This is a genomic window from Streptomyces sp. NBC_01506 (assembly GCF_045040295.1).
Classification (GTDB): Bacteria; Actinomycetota; Actinomycetes; order Streptomycetales; family Streptomycetaceae; genus Streptomyces.
Map to the genome: position 1 here is coordinate 1,549,357 of NZ_CP109422.1, position 20,845 is coordinate 1,570,201.

The 20,845-nt window shown below is 63.5% G+C and carries 22 protein-coding genes; all 22 read left to right on the top strand.

Annotation, left to right across the window (positions count from 1 at the left end; genetic code table 11):
* The first annotated feature begins 21 nt into the window (after positions 1-21).
* The 22 genes from OG329_RS06390 (at position 22) to OG329_RS06495 (ending at position 20,784) form a co-directional block, all read left to right on the top strand.
* Complete coding sequence (locus tag OG329_RS06390) at positions 22-555, top strand: hypothetical protein (protein WP_405793343.1); 534 nt, start codon at positions 22-24, stop codon at positions 553-555.
* Positions 552-896, top strand: coding sequence for a hypothetical protein (locus tag OG329_RS06395; RefSeq protein WP_405793344.1), 345 nt, complete (start codon positions 552-554; stop codon positions 894-896). The genes OG329_RS06390 and OG329_RS06395 overlap by 4 nt, the downstream gene beginning before the upstream one ends.
* On the top strand, positions 893-1,138 hold the full coding sequence (locus OG329_RS06400) for a hypothetical protein (protein WP_405793345.1): 246 nt from the start codon (positions 893-895) through the stop codon (positions 1,136-1,138). Before OG329_RS06395 ends, OG329_RS06400 begins: the two co-directional genes overlap by 4 nt.
* Before the next feature lie 134 nt (positions 1,139-1,272).
* Positions 1,273-1,560: a hypothetical protein gene (locus OG329_RS06405; RefSeq protein WP_405793346.1), complete on the top strand. Its 288-nt coding sequence runs from the start codon at positions 1,273-1,275 to the stop codon at positions 1,558-1,560.
* 33 nt (positions 1,561-1,593) lie between these two features.
* Complete coding sequence (locus tag OG329_RS06410; RefSeq protein WP_405793347.1) at positions 1,594-2,157, top strand: hypothetical protein; 564 nt, start codon at positions 1,594-1,596, stop codon at positions 2,155-2,157.
* A 42-nt stretch (positions 2,158-2,199) separates the two neighbouring features.
* Entirely contained in the window at positions 2,200-2,514 is a 315-nt protein-coding gene (locus OG329_RS06415; RefSeq protein ID WP_405793348.1) for a hypothetical protein, read from the top strand.
* A 385-nt stretch (positions 2,515-2,899) separates the two neighbouring features.
* Positions 2,900-5,290: a phage tail tape measure protein gene (locus tag OG329_RS06420; RefSeq protein ID WP_405793349.1), complete on the top strand. Its 2,391-nt coding sequence runs from the start codon at positions 2,900-2,902 to the stop codon at positions 5,288-5,290.
* 171 nt (positions 5,291-5,461) lie between these two features.
* Entirely contained in the window at positions 5,462-6,136 is a 675-nt protein-coding gene (locus OG329_RS06425) for a hypothetical protein (protein WP_405793350.1), read from the top strand.
* A gap of 289 nt (positions 6,137-6,425) precedes the next feature.
* Positions 6,426-8,363, top strand: a complete 1,938-nt coding sequence (locus OG329_RS06430) for a hypothetical protein (RefSeq protein ID WP_405793351.1) — start codon at positions 6,426-6,428, stop codon at positions 8,361-8,363.
* 18 nt (positions 8,364-8,381) lie between these two features.
* Entirely contained in the window at positions 8,382-8,636 is a 255-nt protein-coding gene (locus tag OG329_RS06435) for a hypothetical protein (RefSeq protein ID WP_405793352.1), read from the top strand.
* A 76-nt stretch (positions 8,637-8,712) separates the two neighbouring features.
* Entirely contained in the window at positions 8,713-9,438 is a 726-nt protein-coding gene (locus tag OG329_RS06440) for a peptidoglycan-binding protein (RefSeq protein WP_405793353.1), read from the top strand.
* 185 nt (positions 9,439-9,623) lie between these two features.
* Complete coding sequence (locus OG329_RS06445; RefSeq protein WP_405793354.1) at positions 9,624-9,878, top strand: hypothetical protein; 255 nt, start codon at positions 9,624-9,626, stop codon at positions 9,876-9,878.
* Positions 9,875-10,456 carry a hypothetical protein gene (locus OG329_RS06450; protein ID WP_405793355.1) on the top strand — a complete coding sequence of 194 codons (582 nt, stop codon included), beginning with the start codon at positions 9,875-9,877 and terminating at the stop codon, positions 10,454-10,456. Before OG329_RS06445 ends, OG329_RS06450 begins: the two co-directional genes overlap by 4 nt.
* 144 nt (positions 10,457-10,600) lie before the next feature.
* Complete coding sequence (locus OG329_RS06455; RefSeq protein ID WP_405793356.1) at positions 10,601-11,434, top strand: hypothetical protein; 834 nt, start codon at positions 10,601-10,603, stop codon at positions 11,432-11,434.
* A gap of 78 nt (positions 11,435-11,512) precedes the next feature.
* Positions 11,513-12,214, top strand: coding sequence for a hypothetical protein (locus tag OG329_RS06460; RefSeq protein WP_405793357.1), 702 nt, complete (start codon positions 11,513-11,515; stop codon positions 12,212-12,214).
* Positions 12,215-12,277: 63 nt separating this feature from the next.
* Positions 12,278-12,853: a DNA cytosine methyltransferase gene (locus OG329_RS06465; protein ID WP_405793358.1), complete on the top strand. Its 576-nt coding sequence runs from the start codon at positions 12,278-12,280 to the stop codon at positions 12,851-12,853.
* Positions 12,854-13,258: 405 nt separating this feature from the next.
* Positions 13,259-14,137: a DNA cytosine methyltransferase gene (locus OG329_RS06470; RefSeq protein WP_405793359.1), complete on the top strand. Its 879-nt coding sequence runs from the start codon at positions 13,259-13,261 to the stop codon at positions 14,135-14,137.
* Positions 14,130-14,411 (top strand): hypothetical protein, encoded by a 282-nt coding sequence (locus tag OG329_RS06475; RefSeq protein WP_405793360.1) that lies wholly within the window; start codon positions 14,130-14,132, stop codon positions 14,409-14,411. Before OG329_RS06470 ends, OG329_RS06475 begins: the two co-directional genes overlap by 8 nt.
* 242 nt (positions 14,412-14,653) lie before the next feature.
* Positions 14,654-15,175 carry a hypothetical protein gene (locus OG329_RS06480; protein ID WP_405793361.1) on the top strand — a complete coding sequence of 174 codons (522 nt, stop codon included), beginning with the start codon at positions 14,654-14,656 and terminating at the stop codon, positions 15,173-15,175.
* Positions 15,162-17,597 carry a phage/plasmid primase, P4 family gene (locus OG329_RS06485; protein ID WP_405793362.1) on the top strand — a complete coding sequence of 812 codons (2,436 nt, stop codon included), beginning with the start codon at positions 15,162-15,164 and terminating at the stop codon, positions 17,595-17,597. Before OG329_RS06480 ends, OG329_RS06485 begins: the two co-directional genes overlap by 14 nt.
* Positions 17,598-17,664: 67 nt before the next feature.
* Positions 17,665-19,512, top strand: a complete 1,848-nt coding sequence (locus OG329_RS06490) for a DNA polymerase (RefSeq protein WP_405793363.1) — start codon at positions 17,665-17,667, stop codon at positions 19,510-19,512.
* A gap of 462 nt (positions 19,513-19,974) precedes the next feature.
* Positions 19,975-20,784: an RNA polymerase sigma factor gene (locus tag OG329_RS06495; protein ID WP_405793364.1), complete on the top strand. Its 810-nt coding sequence runs from the start codon at positions 19,975-19,977 to the stop codon at positions 20,782-20,784.
* Positions 20,785-20,845 lie beyond the last annotated feature (61 nt).

Genomic DNA, 20,845 nt, shown 5'->3' on the forward strand with positions numbered 1-20,845 from the left:
GTCAAGTAGGAGGGGGCCGGAATGGAACTGCCCGCCCTCGCCACACCGGAACAGCTTGCCGCGTGGATGCAGCGCGAGCCGGGCGAGCTGCCCGAGTCGGCTGCCCTGGTGCTGGACGTGGCAGCCAGCATCGTTCGCGGGGAAGCCCGGCAGAGCTTCACCAGGGGAACCAGCTCTGCACTGCTGTACCCGCGCGGCGGGTGGGCGGTGCTGCCGCAGCGTCCCGTGATCTCCGTACAGGGGGTCATGGTCGCCGATACGGCACTCACCCCGGACCGGTGGCAGCTCGTCAGGGACCGAGTGAGAGTGCCCGACGACCAGCCCGTGACCGTCACCTACACCCACGGGTATACGGCGGTGCCCGGTGACGTGCTCGCGGTGGTGCTCACCCTTGCCGGCCGAGTGCTCACGAACCCGTCCGACCTACGGCAAGAGTCTGTGGGCAGTGTGTCCGTGACGTACTCCGCCGAGACCATCGGGGCTTCTCTCGCCCCTGCGGACCGGGACCTACTCGCCCGGTACCGCAAGCGCGTAGCGGTGGTGGGGCTGCTGTGAGCGTCCAATACCGCCAAACCGTCGTGGTCGTGCGCGCCCCGTTCCTGGTGGACCGGTACGGCAACACCACCAGCGAACGCGACTGGTCCAACGCGACCAGGACGACCTACCGGCACGTTGCCGTCCAGCCCGACGCGTCCACCGAGGACACCGGGGACCGTCCCGTTGTTGTCGCCGGGTGGCGACTGGTCACCCGGACCCGCGCCGATATCGACCTAGCACCAGGGGACCGCGTGGTTGCACTCGGGCGGTTGCTCGATGTGGACGGGGACGTTGCCCGCTGGACCCTCGCCGGTCGCCACCACCACACCGAAGCCCGATTGAAGGGGGTGGACGGGTGAGGTTCCGACCGAACCGCAACGGCATCAATTCCTTCATGAAGAACCCGGCCACGGGGGCAGAAGTCCGCCGGGTGGCCGAGCGCATCGCACAGTCCGCTGACAGCTCGGGCGGGGAGTACCGCACCGACTCGGCTCTAGGTTCCCGCCGTTGGCGTGCTGCCGTGATCGGCAACTACAAGAAACAGAACGATGCGGAAGGCACGCGGCGGGCGCTGCTCCGTGGGCTGGACGGTGCCGATTGAACCGGCCCGTCATCGTCATGCCGGACGCCGTGGCCGTGGTGACGGGCTATCTCCGCCCCGCCCTCGCGGCAGCCGGCGAGCGGGTACCCGTGGTGTCCCGCATCCCAACTCCGCGCCCTCCACGGTTCGTTCGCGTGGAACGGCTCGGCGGGCTGCAACGGACCGTGGTGTCAGACCGTGCCCGGCTCGACTTCCACATGTGGGCAGCCACCGAAGCGGACGCGCATGACCTGTGCGCCCTGGTGCGTGGACTGATCGGGGCAATTTCCGGTGTCCGTGGCGGGGTGACGGTCTACACCGTGGCGGAAGTCGGGGGCCCGCAATGGCTGCCCGACCCCGAATCATCACAGCCGCGATATGCATTCGCCGCTGAAATTCACATGCGCGGGCGGGTGCTCGACACCCCCGAACCCGGCAACTGAAATCCAATTCTCATTTACTCCGAGGGGATACCCATGCCTCTGAACGCTAACGCCGTGCGCGTTGCGATTACCGGCGCCGCGTATGTGGCTCCGCTTAACTCCGTCAAGCCGACCGATGCAACGAGTCCATGGCCTGTCACGGCTACCGATGTCGGCTGGATCTCCGACGACGGTATTACCGAGTCCAACACCGCCGAGACCTCCGAAATCAAGGGCTGGCAGGGCGGGCAGACCGTACGGAAGGTCATCAGCTCGTCCGAGATGACGTTTCAGTTCACCGCCATCGAGACGAGCAAAACGGTTCTTGAGCTGTATCACAAGGGCTCAAAGGTGCTCACCACTTCCGGAAAGTCCGTGCTTGCGGTCAAGGCACCGGGGCCGGACCGCCGTCAGTTCGGCTTCGACGTGATCGATGGCAATTCGCATGTCCGCATTGTTGTGCCGGACGGTGAGGTTACCGAGACCGGCGACATTGTTTACAAGGGTGACGAAGCAATTGCCTACGACCTGACCATTACCGCCTATCCGGGAACGGACGGAACGGTTGCGGTCAAGTACAGCGATGACCCGTCCTGGGGTGAGGAACCCGCAGCTTAAGTACTTTGCAGAAACGTTCCTTTTACTCTAGGAGAAATTAACGTGAGCACGGCTGCATTTGACCTTGATGTTTGGGTTGCGGAAGCCCGGCAGGAACCTTTCCGGTTTTCCCTGTCCGGTCTCATCTTCACCATGCCCGCAGCGGGAGAGCTGGACAAGTCCATTCTTACCGCGGTGAACGTCGATAACCCGAGTGCGCGGGATATTGAGTCTCTGCTTAAGGCGGGTCTTGGTGAGCAGTGGGCCCGGTTCGATACCATCCCCGTTCCGCTCGCTGCACTTGGCGAGCTTTTCCGGCAGTGGCAGAAGCACGAGGGTGCCCCGGTGGGGGAATTTTCGGCCTCTTCCGACTCCTGACGGAGAACGGGGAGGCCATAGAAGCAGATTTCCAGCGCTACTACCGGACCGATATCCGGGACCTTTTCCGTACCGGCTCGGGGCTCACGTGGAGGCGGTTCCGGGCTCTCGTGGTGAACCTCCCCACAGAGTCCGCGTTGGGCCGCTCACTGGCCGGTGAGGAGTCCGGTTGGACACTGGAAACACAACTCCTCGCCGCACTGCATGACCGCCTTGCCGAGGCGAATTGGCAGCGGGGAAATGCCGGGGCTAAGTCCCCGAGTCGTCGCCCGGCTCCCATTCAGCGGCCCGGTATCCGCTCGGGGCGCATCGGCGGGACGGAACGGAGTCCGCAGGAAGTCGCGGCCTATCTCGTCCGTATGCAGCCCGGTGCGGGGGGTGCCTGATGGCCGTAGAAGTCGGCATGGGCTATGTGTCGATCGTCCCGGAAGTCGAGGGATTCGCGGCAGAGCTTCAGAGACAGGTCACCGGGCCGTCCGAGGCGGCGGGGCAAGAGGGCGGGCAGGCAGCCGGCGAGGGCTTCACCGGGCAAATGGGCGGAGCCCTTAAAGGCGGGCTTGCCGCTGTCGGTCTTGCCGCCGCCGCGATCTTCGCAAAAGGGTTCATGGACGCTCTGGATCAGACCCGCATTGACGGGCGGATTCAGGCGACGTTGGGCAGCACTCCCCAACAGGCCAAGCAATACGGAGAAGCGGCCGGACAGTTGTATGCGCATGGCATCACTGGCTCCGTGGAAGAGGCTGCCGCCGCTGTCTCCGGAATCATGCGCTCGGGCATCCTTCCTCCGGAAGCAACCAATGCGCAGATTGAAGAGATAACGGGGAAGGTCGCCAACCTTTCCGACGTTTTCGAACTCGACCTGGGGCAGACGAGTAACGCGGTCGGTCAGATCCTGAAGAACGGGCTGGCTAAAGATGGTACGGAAGCTCTGGACATCCTTACGGCGGGGATGCAAAGAATGGGTCCGCGCGCCGACGACATGGCGGATTCGTTCAATGAATACAGCACCAAATTTCGTGATCTCGGGCTTTCTGCCAACGACGCAATGGGGCTCATGTCCCAGGGTCTACAGGCAGGCGCGAGGGACACGGATATCGTCTCTGACGCTCTGAAAGAATTTCAGATCAGGGCGACGGACGGTAGCAAGGCGAGCGCGGATGCCTATACGGAAATCGGGCTCAATGCCGAGGAGATGACCCGCAAGATTGCTGCGGGCGGCCCCGGTGCAAAACAAGGCTTGCAGCAAGTTCTTGACGGCATCAAGGCAATAAAGGACCCTGCCGAGAAGAACGCTGCGGCAGTCGGCCTTTTCGGAACGACGGCGGAGGATCTAGGGCAAGCACTTTTTGCCCTTGACCCGAAAACGGCGGTCAAGGCTCTCGGAGATACTGCGGGTGCCGCTGACAAAATGGGCGACGCGCTGCACAACAATGCGTCCGCCAAGATTGAACAGTTCAAGCGCACCGCCGAGGTAGCGCTGACGAATTTCGTAGGCAACAAGGTGTTGCCGTCACTCATATCTTTTGCGGGTACGGCAAAGGATGTTCTAGGTCCGGCACTCGGCACCGCGAGAGATGTGGTCGGCGGTTTTTTCGGAGTATTCGCGTCCGGAGCCGGCGGGCAGTCGATATCCGGTCTCGGGCAAATCCTGCTGGGGCTCGGAACGACTATCCGGGACACCCTCGCTCCGAGCGTGTCCGCACTCGTCCAGCAATTCACGACGGGTGTTCTCCCCGCTCTGCAAGGTTTTTGGTCTGTTGTCTCCGGGCAACTGATTCCCGCTCTCATGTCGCTTTATGGTGCGGTCTACAGCGCGCTCGCACCGATCTTTACGAATCTCGCACTGATCTTTACTCAGTACGTGCTGCCCGCCGCGATGCGTATTTACGCGGCCATTCTGGAGAATGTACAGCCGGTTTTTTTGTCGCTGTCCGATTTCATCACGACACGGGTTGTGCCCGCCGTGCAGATGATCGGCGGAAAGCTGTCCGAGCTGGTCCAGAAAGCGCATCCCGTTGTCTCCGTAGTCACCACAATTGTCACGTGGCTCGCTCAGTTTGCGGCGAAGATCCTGGGTGCCGTGATCCCGGTAGTAATCCGGCTCGCGGGTCCGGTTTTCTCGGGCCTGTTCTCCGCACTGGGCACCGCCATTTCGTGGCTAGGCAACATCGTCGGTTTTGTTGGCAAACTCGGAACTGCGTTCGTTGACGCTGTTCGTGGGGTAGCCAGTTTCGGCACTCAGGCGAAAGCTAAAGTCGGTGAATTCACGGACTGGATGCGCGGTCTTCCCGGACGCATCGGGAAGGGTCTTGGCGACTTCGGAAAACTTTTGGTCGGCAAGGGAAAAGACCTGGTGCGCGGGCTCTGGGACGGTATTAAGTCCATGGGGTCATGGTTGACAGACACCCTCATCGGGTGGGCCAAGTCTGCCATTCCCGGCCCTATCGCGGACGCGCTCGGAATCAACAGTCCGAGTCTTTTGATGCGCGATCAGATCGGCCGGTTCATTCCGCCCGGTGTCGTGGAGGGTATCGACGCCGAGCAAGGCACGCTTGATGCTCGTTTGCGCGCCATGGTGACTGTTCCGAGGGTGGAATCCGCGAGCATGTCTGGCAGGGTCCAGCGCGTGCGGGAACCCGCCGATATTTGGGCCCAAGTGAGGCAGATTCTTGCCGAGCGGGACCGCGAGAACCGGCGGGAAATCGTGCTGCGTATCGGCGAGCAAGAGATAGCTCGGGCCGTAGTGGCAGGTAACCGACAGATAGACAGGAGGTGATTCCCGGTGTGGATTGGAAACGTCGGTGCGCTCCGGGAGATACGGGACGGGGCCGGTTCGTTCGACCGTAGCCCTGATCTTGGAGTGTCGGAATTCCGATCGCTTGCCGGGGGTGTTACCACATGGGCGCCCCCGGTGCGCCCTCGCCGGCTGAAACTCTCCTGGGAAGCAATGGTGCGAGCCGATTTCCTGCATCTTGACGCTCTCGCCCGGCGTGCGGATTCCCCCGGTCCGGTGGCCGTGTTGGACCCGCTTGCGTTCAATCTGCTGTCCACACAACAGGGCGCCGGTATTGGGGCATCCAGACTGTACGCCACACCGACCATCAGCATGTACGGCGTTGCGAATGATCCATATACGCCGAACACGGTGTCTGTTGAGTCCATGACCGATATCGGCTACCCGTACCTGACGTACCTTCACCCGTACTGGATTGGTTTTCCCGTCACACCGGGAACAAAGCTCACGTGGTGGACACCGGGACTCAGAGAATCCGGGGCAGCACTTAACGGACTTCGCCTGCACTGGTACGCGGCAGATAGCTCTTACATCAGCTCGACATTCGGAGCCACAGCAAGCACACCGCTTGTCGCAACCGTTCCGGCTAACGCTGCTCTCGTAAAGCCCAACATCGAATTCAGTGCCGTTGGCGTGTGGTCACTTGGGCGGGCAGTCCTCGCTGCGGGAGACGTCTCGGTCGATCTCTTGTCCGGTGCCCGCCCCTCGGGCGAGGGCTGTCCCGCCTACTCCGTGACCAACTACACGCACGCGGCGACTTCGGGCAACGGCGCCTTTCGGGACATCGGGCTGGACATGGTGGAGGTGATCAGCAGTGCGACCGGGTAGCGCGTCCCTTGTGGCAGCTCTGGCGAGCGGCGAACGTGCAGCGGCCCATTTGGTCCGGCTCGGGGGACGGGACGTGTCATCTCAGGTGGAGAGCTGGTCACTCGACCAGGCGTACGCCACCGATCTGCCGGACGCCATGCGTGCTTTCAGCGGGTCCGCCAGTGACCAACTGGACTTGTCAGTCACGGGGGTTGGTGACAGGTCGGCCCCGGCGCTGTACGGCCCGTGGGCCCCTCGCAGCACCGGCGACGTGGCCAGGCCCGGTCAGTCGGTCACCCACGCATGGGGGGTGAACGGTCAGACTCTCGACGCCTTCCGGGGCACAGTGCGCGCCCGTTCTGCCGAGTCGGGTACGGACGTGGTGCGGCTGTCGGCGCTGGACGGCGCCGAGCGGCTGCGACAGCCGGCCGAGCTGCCCCGGCCCGATGGCGGGTTGATGTACGGCACTTGGGCGTACACCAATCCGTGGTGTGCGTCGCCGGTATGGATCGTGGACCACTTGCTGCGCAAGGCAGGAATACATACATGTCCGCCCCCGCGAGCGACCGCCATCCTGCACGCCTCGATGCACGGCGGTGCGGCAGCCGGTATCGGGACGCTGCGGGACCTGACGAGTTCGTGGACGCAGTGGTCCAAGACCCGTGCCCCGCAGGAGTCGGCGTTCGTCGCCCCCGCGAACCAGACGAGCTACGCGCGGTATGCGCCCGAGCTGTCCCCGGTGAACCGGCGTTCGGACGCGACGTACCGAGAGTTTTGGACCGATACCGGGGAACTTCCCGCCGGGGCAAAGTCCGTGACCATTGACGAACTCTGGAACTGTGGTGGCACCGCGCATTACGTGAATTTTGCCGTGGACTTTGTGGCGGGGAAGTTGACTGCGTACAGCGGGCAGGACTCGAATGCGAGCAACAATCAGTCGGTGTCGTGGACTTGGGACCGGTTGAAAACGGCGGGGACGTATCACCTTGGGTGGTGGTTGTCATGGAGCACGACAGGGGTTCCCACGATTTACCCGTACGTGACGGCCGAGGACGGGACCACAACCGCTTTCAACTCGGGAGTCCTGGCGGCAACCCCTGCCCCCGCCGGGCAATTGACTAGCGTTGAACTCGGTGTGACCAACACACGCGTCGAGGGTCTGCAAATATCGATGATGCCGGACCGGCCGGTCACCATTGGCCAGACGACACAGGCTGGCACATGGAAACGTACGGCGTCGCTGGATACCCCGCGGTTTCCGCTCCGGGTGATTCCGAACGTGAGTGGTAGCGCGTGGGACGTGATCACGGACCTAGCACGCGTCACGCTGTCCACGGCAGAATTCGACTCGGACGGGTATTTCCGGTGGCGGGATCACACCCGCTGGTCAACTGCCCCCACTGCACCGGATTTCGCGGTCACGTCGTCACGGGAATTGGGCAAGTTGGTCGCCACCGAGGAGATCGACGCATGCCGGAATTACTGTGCGGTGACGTGGAACAACTGGGAATCGGTCACCGGCGTACGCACAATAGCGATCACGGACAAGCCCCCGTCTCCCCTGCCGATTCAGCCGGGGCAGACACTCACCCGGACGTATCCGGTGGGCGAGACCCTGTATGACGTGATGACGCCAGTTCCGTCGACGGACATTGGAACGGGAACCGTGATGGACGTGCGTAATTCTGCGAACGCCACTTCCGGGGTGCTGGTTTATGGGGCGGTGGAACCGCGCGTCACCCGCTCGGGCGGAGTCCTGTCCATGACGGTGCGGAACCGGTCTGCGGCGCCTGTTTACTTCCATCAAGCAACACTCCGGTCGGCAACGCATCCGCAAGGGTCGGAGCCCGCGCCGGCTGTCGCCACAGCCGGCCATACGGCAAGTCAGAGCGCGTACGGGGTCCAGACGTATACGCACGACGCCACGACATGGGTGCAGACTCGGGAAGGTGCCTCGCTGCTCGCGTCGGTGATGATCACTGCGGGAGCCTATCCGGTGCCGCTGCTGCAATCCGTTGAGATCCTGCCCGATCCCCGAATTGAACTCGGGGACGTGGTGCGCGTGGTGGACAAAACCGGGGCCCAACTCGAAACGCTGGCTTGGGTAATCGGCAACAAGACGTCCGGAAGCGGAAGCGAGATTACGCAGACGCTCACACTCCGTGGGACGACGACCAACGGCACTCCGACCGATACCGGATTGACCCCGGACCCGCCAACCCGTCCGGGTGCGCCCCCGCCACCGTGACAGACCGAGGGGGGATGAATGGAAGAGACCAACGAGCCCTTGGGCGTGCGTATCGGAGCCCGTGAAATCTATGACGAGGTTGTGGGACTCCGGGGCGACGTTCAACGCCTCGGACAACAGGGGGAATCCGTGGACGAGACGCTAGAGGATCACGAGGCCCGTATCCGTGGGCTTGAGAGCGAGCGGGGACGATTCGTTCTGCCCGTCGCGCTGATTACCGCAGTGGCGACGGTCGTTGCTGCGGGACTTACCGTCGCACGCCTCACCGGCTAGAGAAACAGCACGCAAGACCAGCCCCGTTCCGGGCCTACCGGGCGGGGCTTTTTTATGCCCAAAAGAGGGAGAATTCATGGGAACTGTAGACGTCATGATTGCCGCCGCTTCGGCGGACGTCGGCTACAAGGAAGGGTCCAACAACAAGACCAAGCACGGGGCCTGGTACGGGCTGGACTACAACCCGTGGTGCGACATGGCAATTAGCTACTGGGCGAACAAGAGCGGAAACGCGGGAGTCGTCGGGAAGTTCGCCTACTGCCCGAGCCATGTGAATTGGTTCAAGGCGCGCGGTCAGTGGGTGAGCAAGAACTCGGCCGCTCGGCGCGGGGACATCGTCTTCTACACGTGGGACGGCGGAGCGGTCGCCGATCACGTCGGCATCGTCACCGCAGACAGCCCGGCGGGTCACGACATCAAGACCATTGAGGGCAACACCAGCGCGGGCACCAGCGGCAGTCAGGGCAACGGGGACGGCTGCTATCGCCGCACCCGCACCCGCTCCCAGGTACTCGGCTTCGGCCGTCCCGCCTACACCAAGCCGGCAACGCCGAAGTACGCCCCGTTTCCCGGTGCCGCGTACTTCAAGGGCTCGCCCCGCTCGGCCCTGATCACTGCCATGGGCAAGCGGCTCGTGGCCGAGGGCTGTTCCGCCTATTCGTCCGGGCCCGGCCCGCAGTGGACCGCCGCGGACCGCAAGAGCTACGCCGCGTGGCAGAGGAAGCGCGGGTTCTCCGGGGCCGACGCGGACGGCTGGCCCGGCAAGACCACGTGGGACGCGCTCAAGGTCCCGGCGGTCTAACGACTCCCCGTGAGCGGTTCTACACCCGCCGGGACCAGCTCGGAGCCCACGAGCCCAGCACCGATCACACTCCGTGCTGGCCGCCCTTGGCGCTGTTCGTGCTCCCTCGGCTACGCCGAGGTTAGACGCAAACGCTGCCCAATCCTTGCAACACGCCGATACCTACTCCTAACGGGGGAACACCCATGCATTTCGTCAAGACCCATCCCGCCCGTCTCTACGCCATAGCCGTCGCCGCCCTCGCCCTGGTGGCGCACTACGTGCCCGAGCTGCCCAGCGCGCTCGTCCTTGCCCTGGTCGCCGCGATCCTCGGTACCGGTGAGGCTGTCCAGCGCGCCGAGGACGCCAAGACCGCCACGGCCAGCGAGGTCGAGCACCCGGACGACCAGGACGACGCCATCGACGAGCGCCAGGACGACGACCAGGCGCCCGCGGAGTGACCTACCGGCATGTAGCTCTGATGGGCCGGGCGGGCTCCGGTAAGGACACGGTGGGCGCCCGGCTCGTCCAGCAATTCGCGTTCGCCCGTGTGGCGTTCGCGGACCCGCTGCGGGACATGGCGCTGTCCCTGGACCCGGTTGTTGCCTATGAGCCCACGGGATACGGGCCGCTTCCGATCCGGCTGTCCGACGTCGTGCGGCGCGACGGGTGGCACCAGGCCAAGCACCGCCCGGAAGTGCGGCGCACGTTGCAGCGACTCGGGCAGTCCGTCCGGAACCAGGACGACGAGTACTGGCTCCACGCCGCCCTCGCCAAGGTAGACGTCGCCGACCGGTGGGGGCTGCCCGTGGTCGTCACGGACACCCGGTATGTCAATGAAGCCGAAGCGCTCCAGGCTCGTGGCGCGCTGCTCGTCCGCGTAGAACGTCCCGGCAAGCACGGACCAGCCGGCAAGGACGAGCGACAGCACACCAGCGAAACCGAACTGGACGACTTCCCGGCGGACGCCGTACTCACCAACGCGGGCACGGTCGCCGAGCTGCACGCGCTCGCGGACCGCCTCGCGGTTCCCCGCTGACACCAGCGGGGGGATGACGGTATGACGTGATGACCCCTCTTTGGCTATCTCTCTTATTTTTTAGACGCATGCCAAAAAGAGGGTCTAAACCGTCATCCGTCATCCCCTCGCCGATCACTCACCAAAGCCTACGAGGGGACACCCATGCCCGGAGCCATCCGGACTATCAAGCGCGGGGGCTCGCGCTTCTACATCAGCCCTGAGACCGCCGAGAAAGTACCGGGCGTGACAAGCATCGTCGGGATGCTTCCCAAGCCGTTCCTGACATTCTGGGCCGCTCGCATGGCCGCAGAATCGGCAGTCGAGAACCTGGATTCCGTTCAGGCTATCGCCGGGCGCGACCCTGCGGGGGCCGTGGACTTTCTGCGGAACTCCCACACCCGTTACACCAGCCTGCGGGCAAAGGTAGGAAGTCAGGCACACGACCTTTTCGAGCGCATGATCCGGCTCGAAGAGATCGGCCGAGTACACCCGGATATGGAGCCGTACCGGCTCGGTTTCGCCGAGTTCCTTACCGCCGTGCGCCCCGAGCTGATCAGAGCCGAGGATGTGTGCTGGTCTGATGAGCACGGGTACGCGGGCAGCTTTGACGCGATCCTTCGCGTCCGGCTCGGCGAGGACGGGAAGCCCGACCACGAAAACGGTGAGTGGCACACGCTGTTGGTCGACTGGAAGACCAGTAAGAGCGCGTATCCGGACGTGGCGCTACAACTCTCCGCGTACGCCCATGCCGACCGGATAATTTCACCCGACGGAAAGTCAGAGCCCATGCCCGCCGTAGGCGGTGCGGCAGTTCTCCACATCACTCCAGACGGTTGGGTTTTCAAGCCCGTCCGCATTGACGAGGACGTCTTTAACGTGTTCCTCACGCTGCGGCACGTGTTCCACTGGGACCGCGAAATTTCCCAGACCGTGTTCGGCGGCCCGATTGCGCAGAGCGTCCGCCGGCTCATCACCGGAACGCAGCGGCGCGGCTAAACCACACCAGCACCAGCACCAGGACGAGCACACAACGGCTCGTCCTTTTTTCATGCCCAAACCAGGGGGATTCACAGTATGGCTATTCGTATCTTCGAGACCGACCCGGACGCGCTGCCGAAGGGCACGTTTTCTGATGACACCGTGGGCCGTTTCCACTCGGGCCGCTCGGTCAACGGCATTCCCGAAGCCCTCGCCGAATGGAAGGTGACGACCGGTGATCCGGACGTTGCCGCCGCTATTGCTCAGCTCATGGGCGGGCAGCCGGAAGTGACCGATTCCACGTCGGAGAACTTCATCGAGATTCTGACCGGCACGAACCGCGTGAAGGTGGTTCTGACCGGCGCTTCGGCGGTCTCGTCGGACATGAAGCTCTGGAACGGAAACGTTCTCATTCATCACTGTGACGGGGTCGAGTTCCTTAGCCCCGAGACGGACAAGGGTATTGCGTGCGGTTGCCCGCCGCTGATGGAGGACCGGAAAGCCAACGCCAAGTCCAAGCGGGGGCCGTCTCCTTCTATTTCGGTGATGTTCCGGCTCGCCGAGGATTACGGCCTTGGCCTTTTCCGTTTCCAGACCGGTTCGTGGAAGCTCGCCGAGGTACTACACGAGATCGAAAACTCGCTGGACAAGGTGGGCGGAGAAGCTTTCGCTGAACTTTCTATCGAACTGGTGGAGTACACCACAAAGAAGGGCCGGGACGTTTCTTACTTCAAGCCGGTAATCAAGGTTCTGAAGTCCTGGAATGACGCCGTAGCGGATTCTTCCAAGTCGCTCTAGCAGGCGGACGGAAGGGGCCCCGGACACGACGAATTTCCAGGGCCGCTAACCAGGGGAGGGAAGATGGCAATTCTTGAACTGTGCGCGGGCTACGGGGGGCTCGGGCTCGCCGTGGAAAAGCTCACCGGGGACACCGTGAAATACGTTGCGGAGATTGACCCCGCAGCATCCACGATCCTCGCCGAGCGGTATCCGTCCGCGCCGAATCTCGGCGACATAACAAAAATTGACTGGTCGCCCCTCACGGGTGAAGTGACCACCATTACGGCCGGTTTCCCGTGCCAGGACATATCCATAGCGGGACGAGGCGGGGGAATCAATGGCACGCGCTCGGGCATCTGGCGAAACGTCGCCGACGCTGTTCGCATCATTCGACCGGACGTTGTCTTTCTGGAAAACGTTGCAGTCATCCGGCGGCGGGGACTTCCGGAAGTTCTCGGGTCTCTGGCCACGGCAGGGTATGACGCTAAATGGTGCAGCTACCGCGCATCCGGCATTGGAGCCGCCCACCATCGGGACAGATGGTTTTGCATCGCCGTACCTCAAGACTCCCACGGCAAATCTTGGGACAAATGGCGGCGCGCAGCATCCGCTAAAGCGACTTGGCAAAACGACCCACGCGGGGGGGGGGGGGGGTAAACAGCCCCACGCTTCCACCCTTGCCGACGAAGTTTGTTTTCTACTTCCCTACTCCGACGGCATCCGATGCAACGGGCGGCCCTGGGAACTCGCCGAAACGGACCGGTGGAATGAATCTACGGACCGTGGTTATTCACCTTCCACATGGTGGGGGCAATACCTCCCGGTAATCCGACGATGGGAATCCATCACCGGATACCCCGCACCCGCTCCAACCGAAATCGGGCCACGTGGCGGCATCCGTGTCACGGCCTTTTTTGCAGAATGGCTCATGGGTTTGACGCCGGGTTGGATAACCGAAGTTCCGGGGCTCAATCGTCGTGACCATCTGAAAGCTATTGGCAATGGGGTCTGTCCCGCTCAGGCATTCACGGCCTACCGGCATCTGCTGATGGCGGATGTTTGATGCCGATTCTTGAACTGTGCGCGGGGTACGGCGGGCTCGCGATGGCCGTGGAGTCATTGACGGGTGAACGGGTGGCGTACGTCGCCGACAACTCACCCGCAGCGAGCGCGGTACTTTCCGAGCGGTATCCCGTGCCAAATCTAGGCGATATCAGCGAATCCGACTGGGGAGCGGTGGCCGGTCGCGTCGATATCGTCACCGGCGGATTTCCCTGCCAGGACATATCTACGGCCGGAAGGGGAGCCGGAATTCATGGGGAGCGCTCGGGAGTCTGGAAGCACGTTGCGGCAGCCGTTCGCGCGATTCGACCACGTGCTGTGTTCCTGGAAAACGTGGCAGCCATCCGCAGGAACGGTCTTGACGTTGTTCTCGGGGAGCTGGCCGCGAGCGGGTACGACGCGTCATGGTGCTGCCTCCGAGCGTCCGCAATGGGTGCCCCACATCAGCGCGACCGGTGGTTCTGTATCGCCCGGCTTTCCGACTCCGGACACGGGGACCAGCCCGAATGGCCACGGCCGCAGGGGCGGGAAAGCAGGGAACGGACGGCAATCCGGGGCATCGTTGGACGTGGTGGCGAAAAGCCTCCCGGTGTCCACTCTCCTCGCGGCTGGTGGGGCGACAGAGCCGACCGAATCCACCGATGGGAATCGGTGACGGGCCGTCCCGCTCCCCGACCGGCCGAGCTGGACCACCGGGGCCGGCTACTGCTCTCCCCCCGATTCGGTGAATGGCTCATGGACCTTCCGGACGGATGGGTGACCGGAATTGGCGGGCTGACCAGGACGGACCAGCTTCACATCATCGGAAACGGCGTGGTGCCCCACCAGGCGCACGCCGCATATTCACACCTACTAACCACATGGGGGGCGAATGAGTAAGCGCGGTGTTATCACCGATTACAGCGGCGAGGAAATCTACCGGGGGGACCTGATTGCCTATGCCGCGCGGCAGGGAAACCGTGTCCGGATGACTGACGCGATCGTGGACAAGGTGACCGCACGCCTGGTTGATGGTCGGCTGCGCGGAATGCTGCGTGTCCGTCCCACCGGGGTTGAGTCGGGATTTTCAAAGCGTCGGTCACTCCGTAGGGAATGGATCAGCTCCGAGCACGTCAGGTTGATTCTTCCGGGCGTTGTGAGCGACGACAAGTAAGACGATATGAGGGGCCGGGCGACCGATACGGGTTGTCCGGTCCTTTTGCTGTGTGGGGGGACGAATGATGTATGTGATTTCTGCCGACGATGCTCCGCCGCTCGGGGACGTGCGGGAGCTGTCCGCCGGGGACGAGCTGATTTTGCGGAACGGTTGGCGTGCGCGTCGGGACTGGATTCGGTATCTCGCTGCGGTGGCTCATGCCATGGGCCGGGGCTGCACCGTGCGTCAGGGGGCCGACCATGACTAACCCCAACAAAGCGCGCGGGACCGCATGGGAAAGCGCGGTCCGGGACCATCTGAATAGAACTCTCGGGCTGGTCGATTCGCTCGGGTCTTTCCTGGACCCATTCGATTCCAGGAACATTCGCAGAGCGGCGCAAGAGGGTGCGCGGGATGTTGGCGACGTGCATGCCGTGCCGTTCATTCTCGAATGCAAGGACGTTATAGGCCCGGCGGTTCCGACATGGCTTCGGCAAGCACGGGTTGAAGCGGTGCATGCCGGTTTCCCGTACGCGGTCGTCGTGCACAAGCGGCGCGGGCTCGGCGTGCGGTCGGGACGGGTTCACTTTGACGTACGTACGTGGACACGGACACGTACAGCGCTCGGGCTGTCCACCCGCGACATGTTCGCGGCGTACGGGTTCGCGGTGTCGCTGCGGGGTCTCGACACGTCGCGTTGGTACCTGACGACGGACCTCGATCACTTCGCTGTCTTGCTCGCTGATGTGCGTGGGGCGGTGGTCTGCCGTGCTGCTCGCTGATCTGCTCTCACGCTTCGGCGACGTGGACGAGCACCAGGACGGCGGGTACGCGGCCCGTTGTCCCGCGCACAACGACAGCCGGCCGAGTCTGCGCATCTGGCGGGGCGAGGATCTGAAAGCACGGCTCACGTGCCGGGCGGGGTGCGAGACCGCCGATGTCATCCGCGCGGCCGGTCTCGGCTGGTCCGACCTGTTCGACGTGACGGGCCCCGGCAACACGGTGTCCGCCGAACGCCCCGAGCTGGTCCCCGCGCGGCTGGTCGCCGGTCTCGCCGCGTACGTCGACCGCACATCGGCAGCACTCGGCAACTGGTCGTCCGAGTGGCCCGAGCGTGCGCGGGGCTACCTCGCCGACCGGTTCGGCCTCGATGTGGAAACCGCCACAGATCTCGGCATCGGGGTGGATCCCGGAGACCAGGGCGAGGGCTTCCCGTACCTCTCTCGCCAGTACTGGGCGCACCCGCGCGTGACTGTCCCCCTGTATGGATGGGACGGAGTCGCCCGAGGGCTACAGGGGCGGGACCTGTCCGGCGACTGTCCCGCACGGTGGCTGTCTCTGATTAACCCCCGTGGTCACCGCTGGACCCCCTACGGCGTCTTTCGCGGTGCGGGTGGATACGGAACGGTCCTGGTCTGTGAAGGGCCGGGCGACGCGCTTACGGCCACCGGATGCGGTTATGACGCCGTCGCGATTCGTGGGGCCGCTCTCGCCGGCTCGCCCGAGCTGGTGCGCGAACTCGCCGAGGGTCTGCGGGACTCTCTCGTCATCCTTGCCGGGGACAACGACACCGCCGGGAACGGCTTCACGTCCCGGCTCGCCACCGGTCTCGCCGACCACGGAGTTGACGCGCTGCGGCTCGAACTGCCGCGAGCCGGCTGGGACTTGACTGATTGGCGCGAGGATGACCCCGAGCACTTCGCAGCCGAGCTGCACCGTGCGGTCAAGGCTGCCCGGCCCGTCCGGGACACCGCCGATGCCGAAGCGGAAGCTCGGTCTGCCGAGCTTGCCGAGCGCACCGGGGCCGACGCCGTGACGCGCGACCAGGGGGCGGAAGCGGCGGAGATCCTTGCCCGCCTTGTCGGGCAGCTCGGCGAGTCCGACGCGATGAACGCCCATGCGCTCACTGCGTTCTGCGGGGGCCGTATCCGCTACGCGGCCGGTCTCGGTTTCTACACGTGGAACGGCCGTGTCTGGGGCCGCTCAGACACCAGGGTCCGGCAGGAAATCCACCGGATGGGGGCCGCTCTCGTCCTCGCGGGACAGACTCAAGCGGCACGTGGTTTCACCATGACCAACCGAATTGACGCTCTACTGACGGAACTTCGGTCCGTGCCAACGGTGCGCGTGGAAGCACTCGACTTTGACAACCGGCCCGATCTGCTCGCGTTCCGAAACGGTGTGGTGGATCTCCGTACGGGACAGGTCCGCCCGCACGACATGCGCGACATGCTGACGTATGGCCTGGATATCGACTACCGGCCCGAAGCCGAATGCCCACGGTGGGAGAGTTTCCTCGCTGAAATCTTCCCTGGTATGCCGGAAATTCCGCCGTACATTCAACGCCTTATCGGATATGGCGTTACGGGGCACGTCACAGAGCAAGCGTTCGCGGTCATGTGGGGCAAGGGGGCAAATGGCAAGTCTGTGCTTGTCGACACCCTTACCGCCGTGTTCCGCGCCATCAGCAAGACAACACCCTTTGCAACATTCGAGGCAAAAGTAAGCGGCGGCATTCCCAACGACATTGCCGCACTCCGCGGCGCCCGGCTCGTCATGGCCTCCGAGGGTGAGAGCGGGGCGCCTATGTCCGAAGCGGTACTAAAGCGCGTCACCGGTAAGGACATGATTTCAGCCCGCTATCTGCGGCGTGAGTTCTTCGAGTTCAAGCCGTCCTTTCTGCTGCTGCTCGCCACGAACCACAAGCCCAAATTCAAAAGTCAGGACGAGGGACTTTGGCGACGGGTGAAACTGCTGCCTTTCCTGCGCTATTTCGCACCCCATGAGCGCGACCACTCGCTAGACGCGCGGCTGTTGGGGGAAGCCGAGGGAATTGCAGCGTGGGCGGTACGTGGCGCCGTCCACTGGTACGCGGACGGGCTGCAAGACCCCCAGGTCATCACGGGTGCATCCCGTGAATACCGGGAGACGTCGGACCAGCTCGCCGGCTTCTTTCCAGGGGTCTTGGAACCCACCGACGACGACCGGGTGATGAACGGGACCGAAGCGTTCAACACCTATTTGGAGTGGTGCGAAGCGGAGAACCTTCCGGCTCGTGAGCGGTGGACCCGACGCACCTTTTACGACGCCATGGAAGAACGTGGGGTGTCCCGCCGAAAGACCATGCGGGGAATCGGTCTGGTCGGTCTCCGCACTGCCGAAGAAAGCCCGGACGTAGCCGGACCGGGAATCTTCGGAAACTGATCACTGACCACTGACACGGGCCGTCCACCTATTCGGGTGGGCGGCCCATTCTGCTTTAGGGGGAGGAATGAGAGAATTCCGTCACGACATAGCCGGCGAGCGGGTCACCGTCCACGTTCCCGAGGACACCAACGATCTGAAACAGTTCTGGCAATGGCTATACCGGGCGCGCGAACGGGGACCAATCGCGCTGGACACCGAGACAACCGGATTGGATATTTTCAGCCCTACCTATCGGCTCCGGATGGTCCAGTTCGGGGACGCTCACGACGCTTGGGTGTTGCTGTACGAGCGGGGCGGGTGGTTCGCACAGTACGCCCGAGAGGCAATCCACCGTTGCCGCCAAGTTCTCATTCACAATGCGGCGTTCGATTGGCTGGTGTTGGACCGGCACGCGGGAATTCCCCTGGAAGAACTCGCGCCATGGACCACCGACACCCGCATATTGGCGAGCCTGGTGGACCCCCGGCAGCCCCAAGAGGGCGGCATAGGGACGGGCTTGAAACCCCTGTCCGCGCACTGGGTGGACCCTGCCGCACCGGACACACAATCAGGACTCACAGCCGTATTCAGGTCCCTCGGACTCACCAAAGAAACGGGATGGGCGAGCATACCGATCACGGATCCGACGTATCTCCTTTACGCGGGGCTGGACGTGATCCTGACGGCCCGTCTCGAACCGGTGCTACGGCGGGAACTGAACCGGCTGTCCGTGCGCGCCGAGCTGGTGACGTATGAGCACGAGATTGCCCGGCTCTGCGCGGTCATGATGCGCACGGGCCTGGTGCTGGACACGGAGTACACCGCCGAGCTTGACGGCCGGTTGGGCGTGGACGCGGCCACGTACGCGGACCAGGCCCGGCGGTACGGAGTCGAGAACGTCAACAGCACGGCCCAACTCGCCGAAGCGTTCGCGGGCATGGGCGAGGCCCTGACGGAGCGCACGGCGTCCGGGGCCGTCAAGGTCGACAAGAACGTGTTGTTGGCGCTCGCGGACATGTCGTTGCAGTGGCAGCCACTCAACACCCGCACACCCAACCCGCTTGCCCTCGCTGTGCTGCGGAGCAAGAGGGCCGGGAAGTGGCGGAAGGCATACACACGGACGTTTCTAAAGACCGTGGACGCTGCGGGCAGAGTCCATCCGTTCATCAACTCACTGCAAGCCCGTACGGGCCGCATGTCGATTACCCGCCCCGCTCTCCAGACACTTCCGTCCAGTGACCACATGATCCGGCGGTGTCTGCTTGCCGACCCCGGACACGTGATCATTTCCACGGACTTCAAAGCTGTCGAAATGCGGGTTCTTGCCGCTCTCGCAAATGTCCGGCGCATGAAGGAGGCAATCGGCAAGGGCGAGGACTTGCACGACTTCACCGCGCGACTGGTATTCGGACCGGGCTTCACAAAGGCTCACCGCAAGCTGTGCAAAGGTGTCGGTCTGTCGAAAATCTACGGCGGCGGAGCCGAGACAACCGCCCGGCAAACGGGTGCGCCGATTGAAGATGTGCGAAGCGCCTTCAAGGCGTATGACCGGGTGTATCCGGAGATTCGCCGAGCGGCTTCCCGATGGCAGCGCGAAGCCTTCCAAACGGGCATGGTCCTGGTCTCCGTCACCGGTCGCCGGCTGCCACTGGACCGGGACCGCACCTACGCCGTGACCAACTATCTGTGCCAGAGCACCGCGCGGGACGTCCTCGGGCAAGCCATGCTCAATATGGAGTCGGCCGGTCTGCTCGAATTCTGCCGCTTGCCCATTCATGACGAACTGTTGGCATCGGTGCCCGAGCGGGATGCAAGAGAGTTCGCGCGAGAGTTTGAGCGAGCCATGACGTTCCCGATCTTCGGAGTCGCCATTGACGCGGAAGCCGAGATCGGCGGACGGTCGTGGGGCTCGCTGTACGGGGCCGACTTCTGATTACTGTCCGCGATTTTCGCGACGGAGAGTAAGCGAGAGAAACCGACCGAAGACATGCCTGTTCTTCTTTGGTTGCACCCGATTGGGTCACGCTAGGGCCACGACATTCGCGACATCTCCACAATCATGCACTCAATGCTACTAGTTTGAGTAACGAATTAGCCGAGCGTTACGAAAGGTTGCGGCTAGTGCGCCAATATCTCAGGTAAGAACCGATATGAGTAAACACACCGCATTAAGGTGCATTGTTGTGCCGCTGGCATATACCTAAATTCGTTGCCACGCAGCGATAAAGGCAATGCGCAAGCCCCGTCCTGCTAATCCGGGACGGGGCTTTTTTGTGCCCTTTGTAAGGCGCATTGAATAGAGCCGTGGGTTCCTTTCAGAACCCCTCGCGCTCCGTTCCGGGATCTTCCTGCTCTCCACAGAGAGCAAAGCCCCCGAAGTACGGAGCCAAGCTCAATGACGCACCTTACGCATTCGCAGATTTCGGCCGCCAGGGAAAACGACCTAGACGCCGTATCTGCGGTCATCAGCGAAACCGAAGCACTCATCAAAGCCAAAGCCCGCCATTACGCCGGATCGGCGGAGGTCAACGGCAACGCCCTCGCGGAAGACCTCGCACAGGCCGGGCGAATAGCCGTTTGGCAATCCCTCGCCAAGTTCGACGGAGACAGCCCCGGCGAATTCATGAAGTACATAGACCGCGCATTGCACACCGCCATGTCGGAAGCCCGCCGGGCGGAAACCCGCCCCGGTGTGACCCCGTACGCCGCTGGCGACTTTGAAAAGGCACTGACCCTGGCCGGCGGAGACCCGTACGACGCCGAGCGCATCGCCATCACGGACGACATGGGCGAACGCCAGATGAGCCCGGACCACGCGTACGCGGCACGACTTTCGTGGCTCGGGCTCGAATACCTGGACCGTCCCGTTCAGAGCGAGGGCGGCAAAGTGATCACCCTCGCGGCGAAGTTGGAGCGCGAAATCGGGATGCCCGCCGAGCTGATCACCGCGGCTGATATCGCTTCGCACCGCCGTACTGTCATCCGGGACCAGGTGCACCGCACGTTGGGACTGCTGTCCGAGCGGCAACGTCACGTGGTGAAAGCTGTGTTCGGAATTTCCCCGGTTCCGAAGTACCGGCCCGTAATCGATGACGCCGAGTTGGAAGCGGACACGGGTCTGTCTCACGACCAGGTGCGGCAGGCTCGCAAGAAGGGGAAGGAACGTTTCTCCGAGTTGTACAGAGCCGGTGCACGCGCATGGTGAAGACATGCACAAAGTGCAGCGAGAGCAAGCCCCGCACCGAGTTCTACTCAGCCCACGGTCG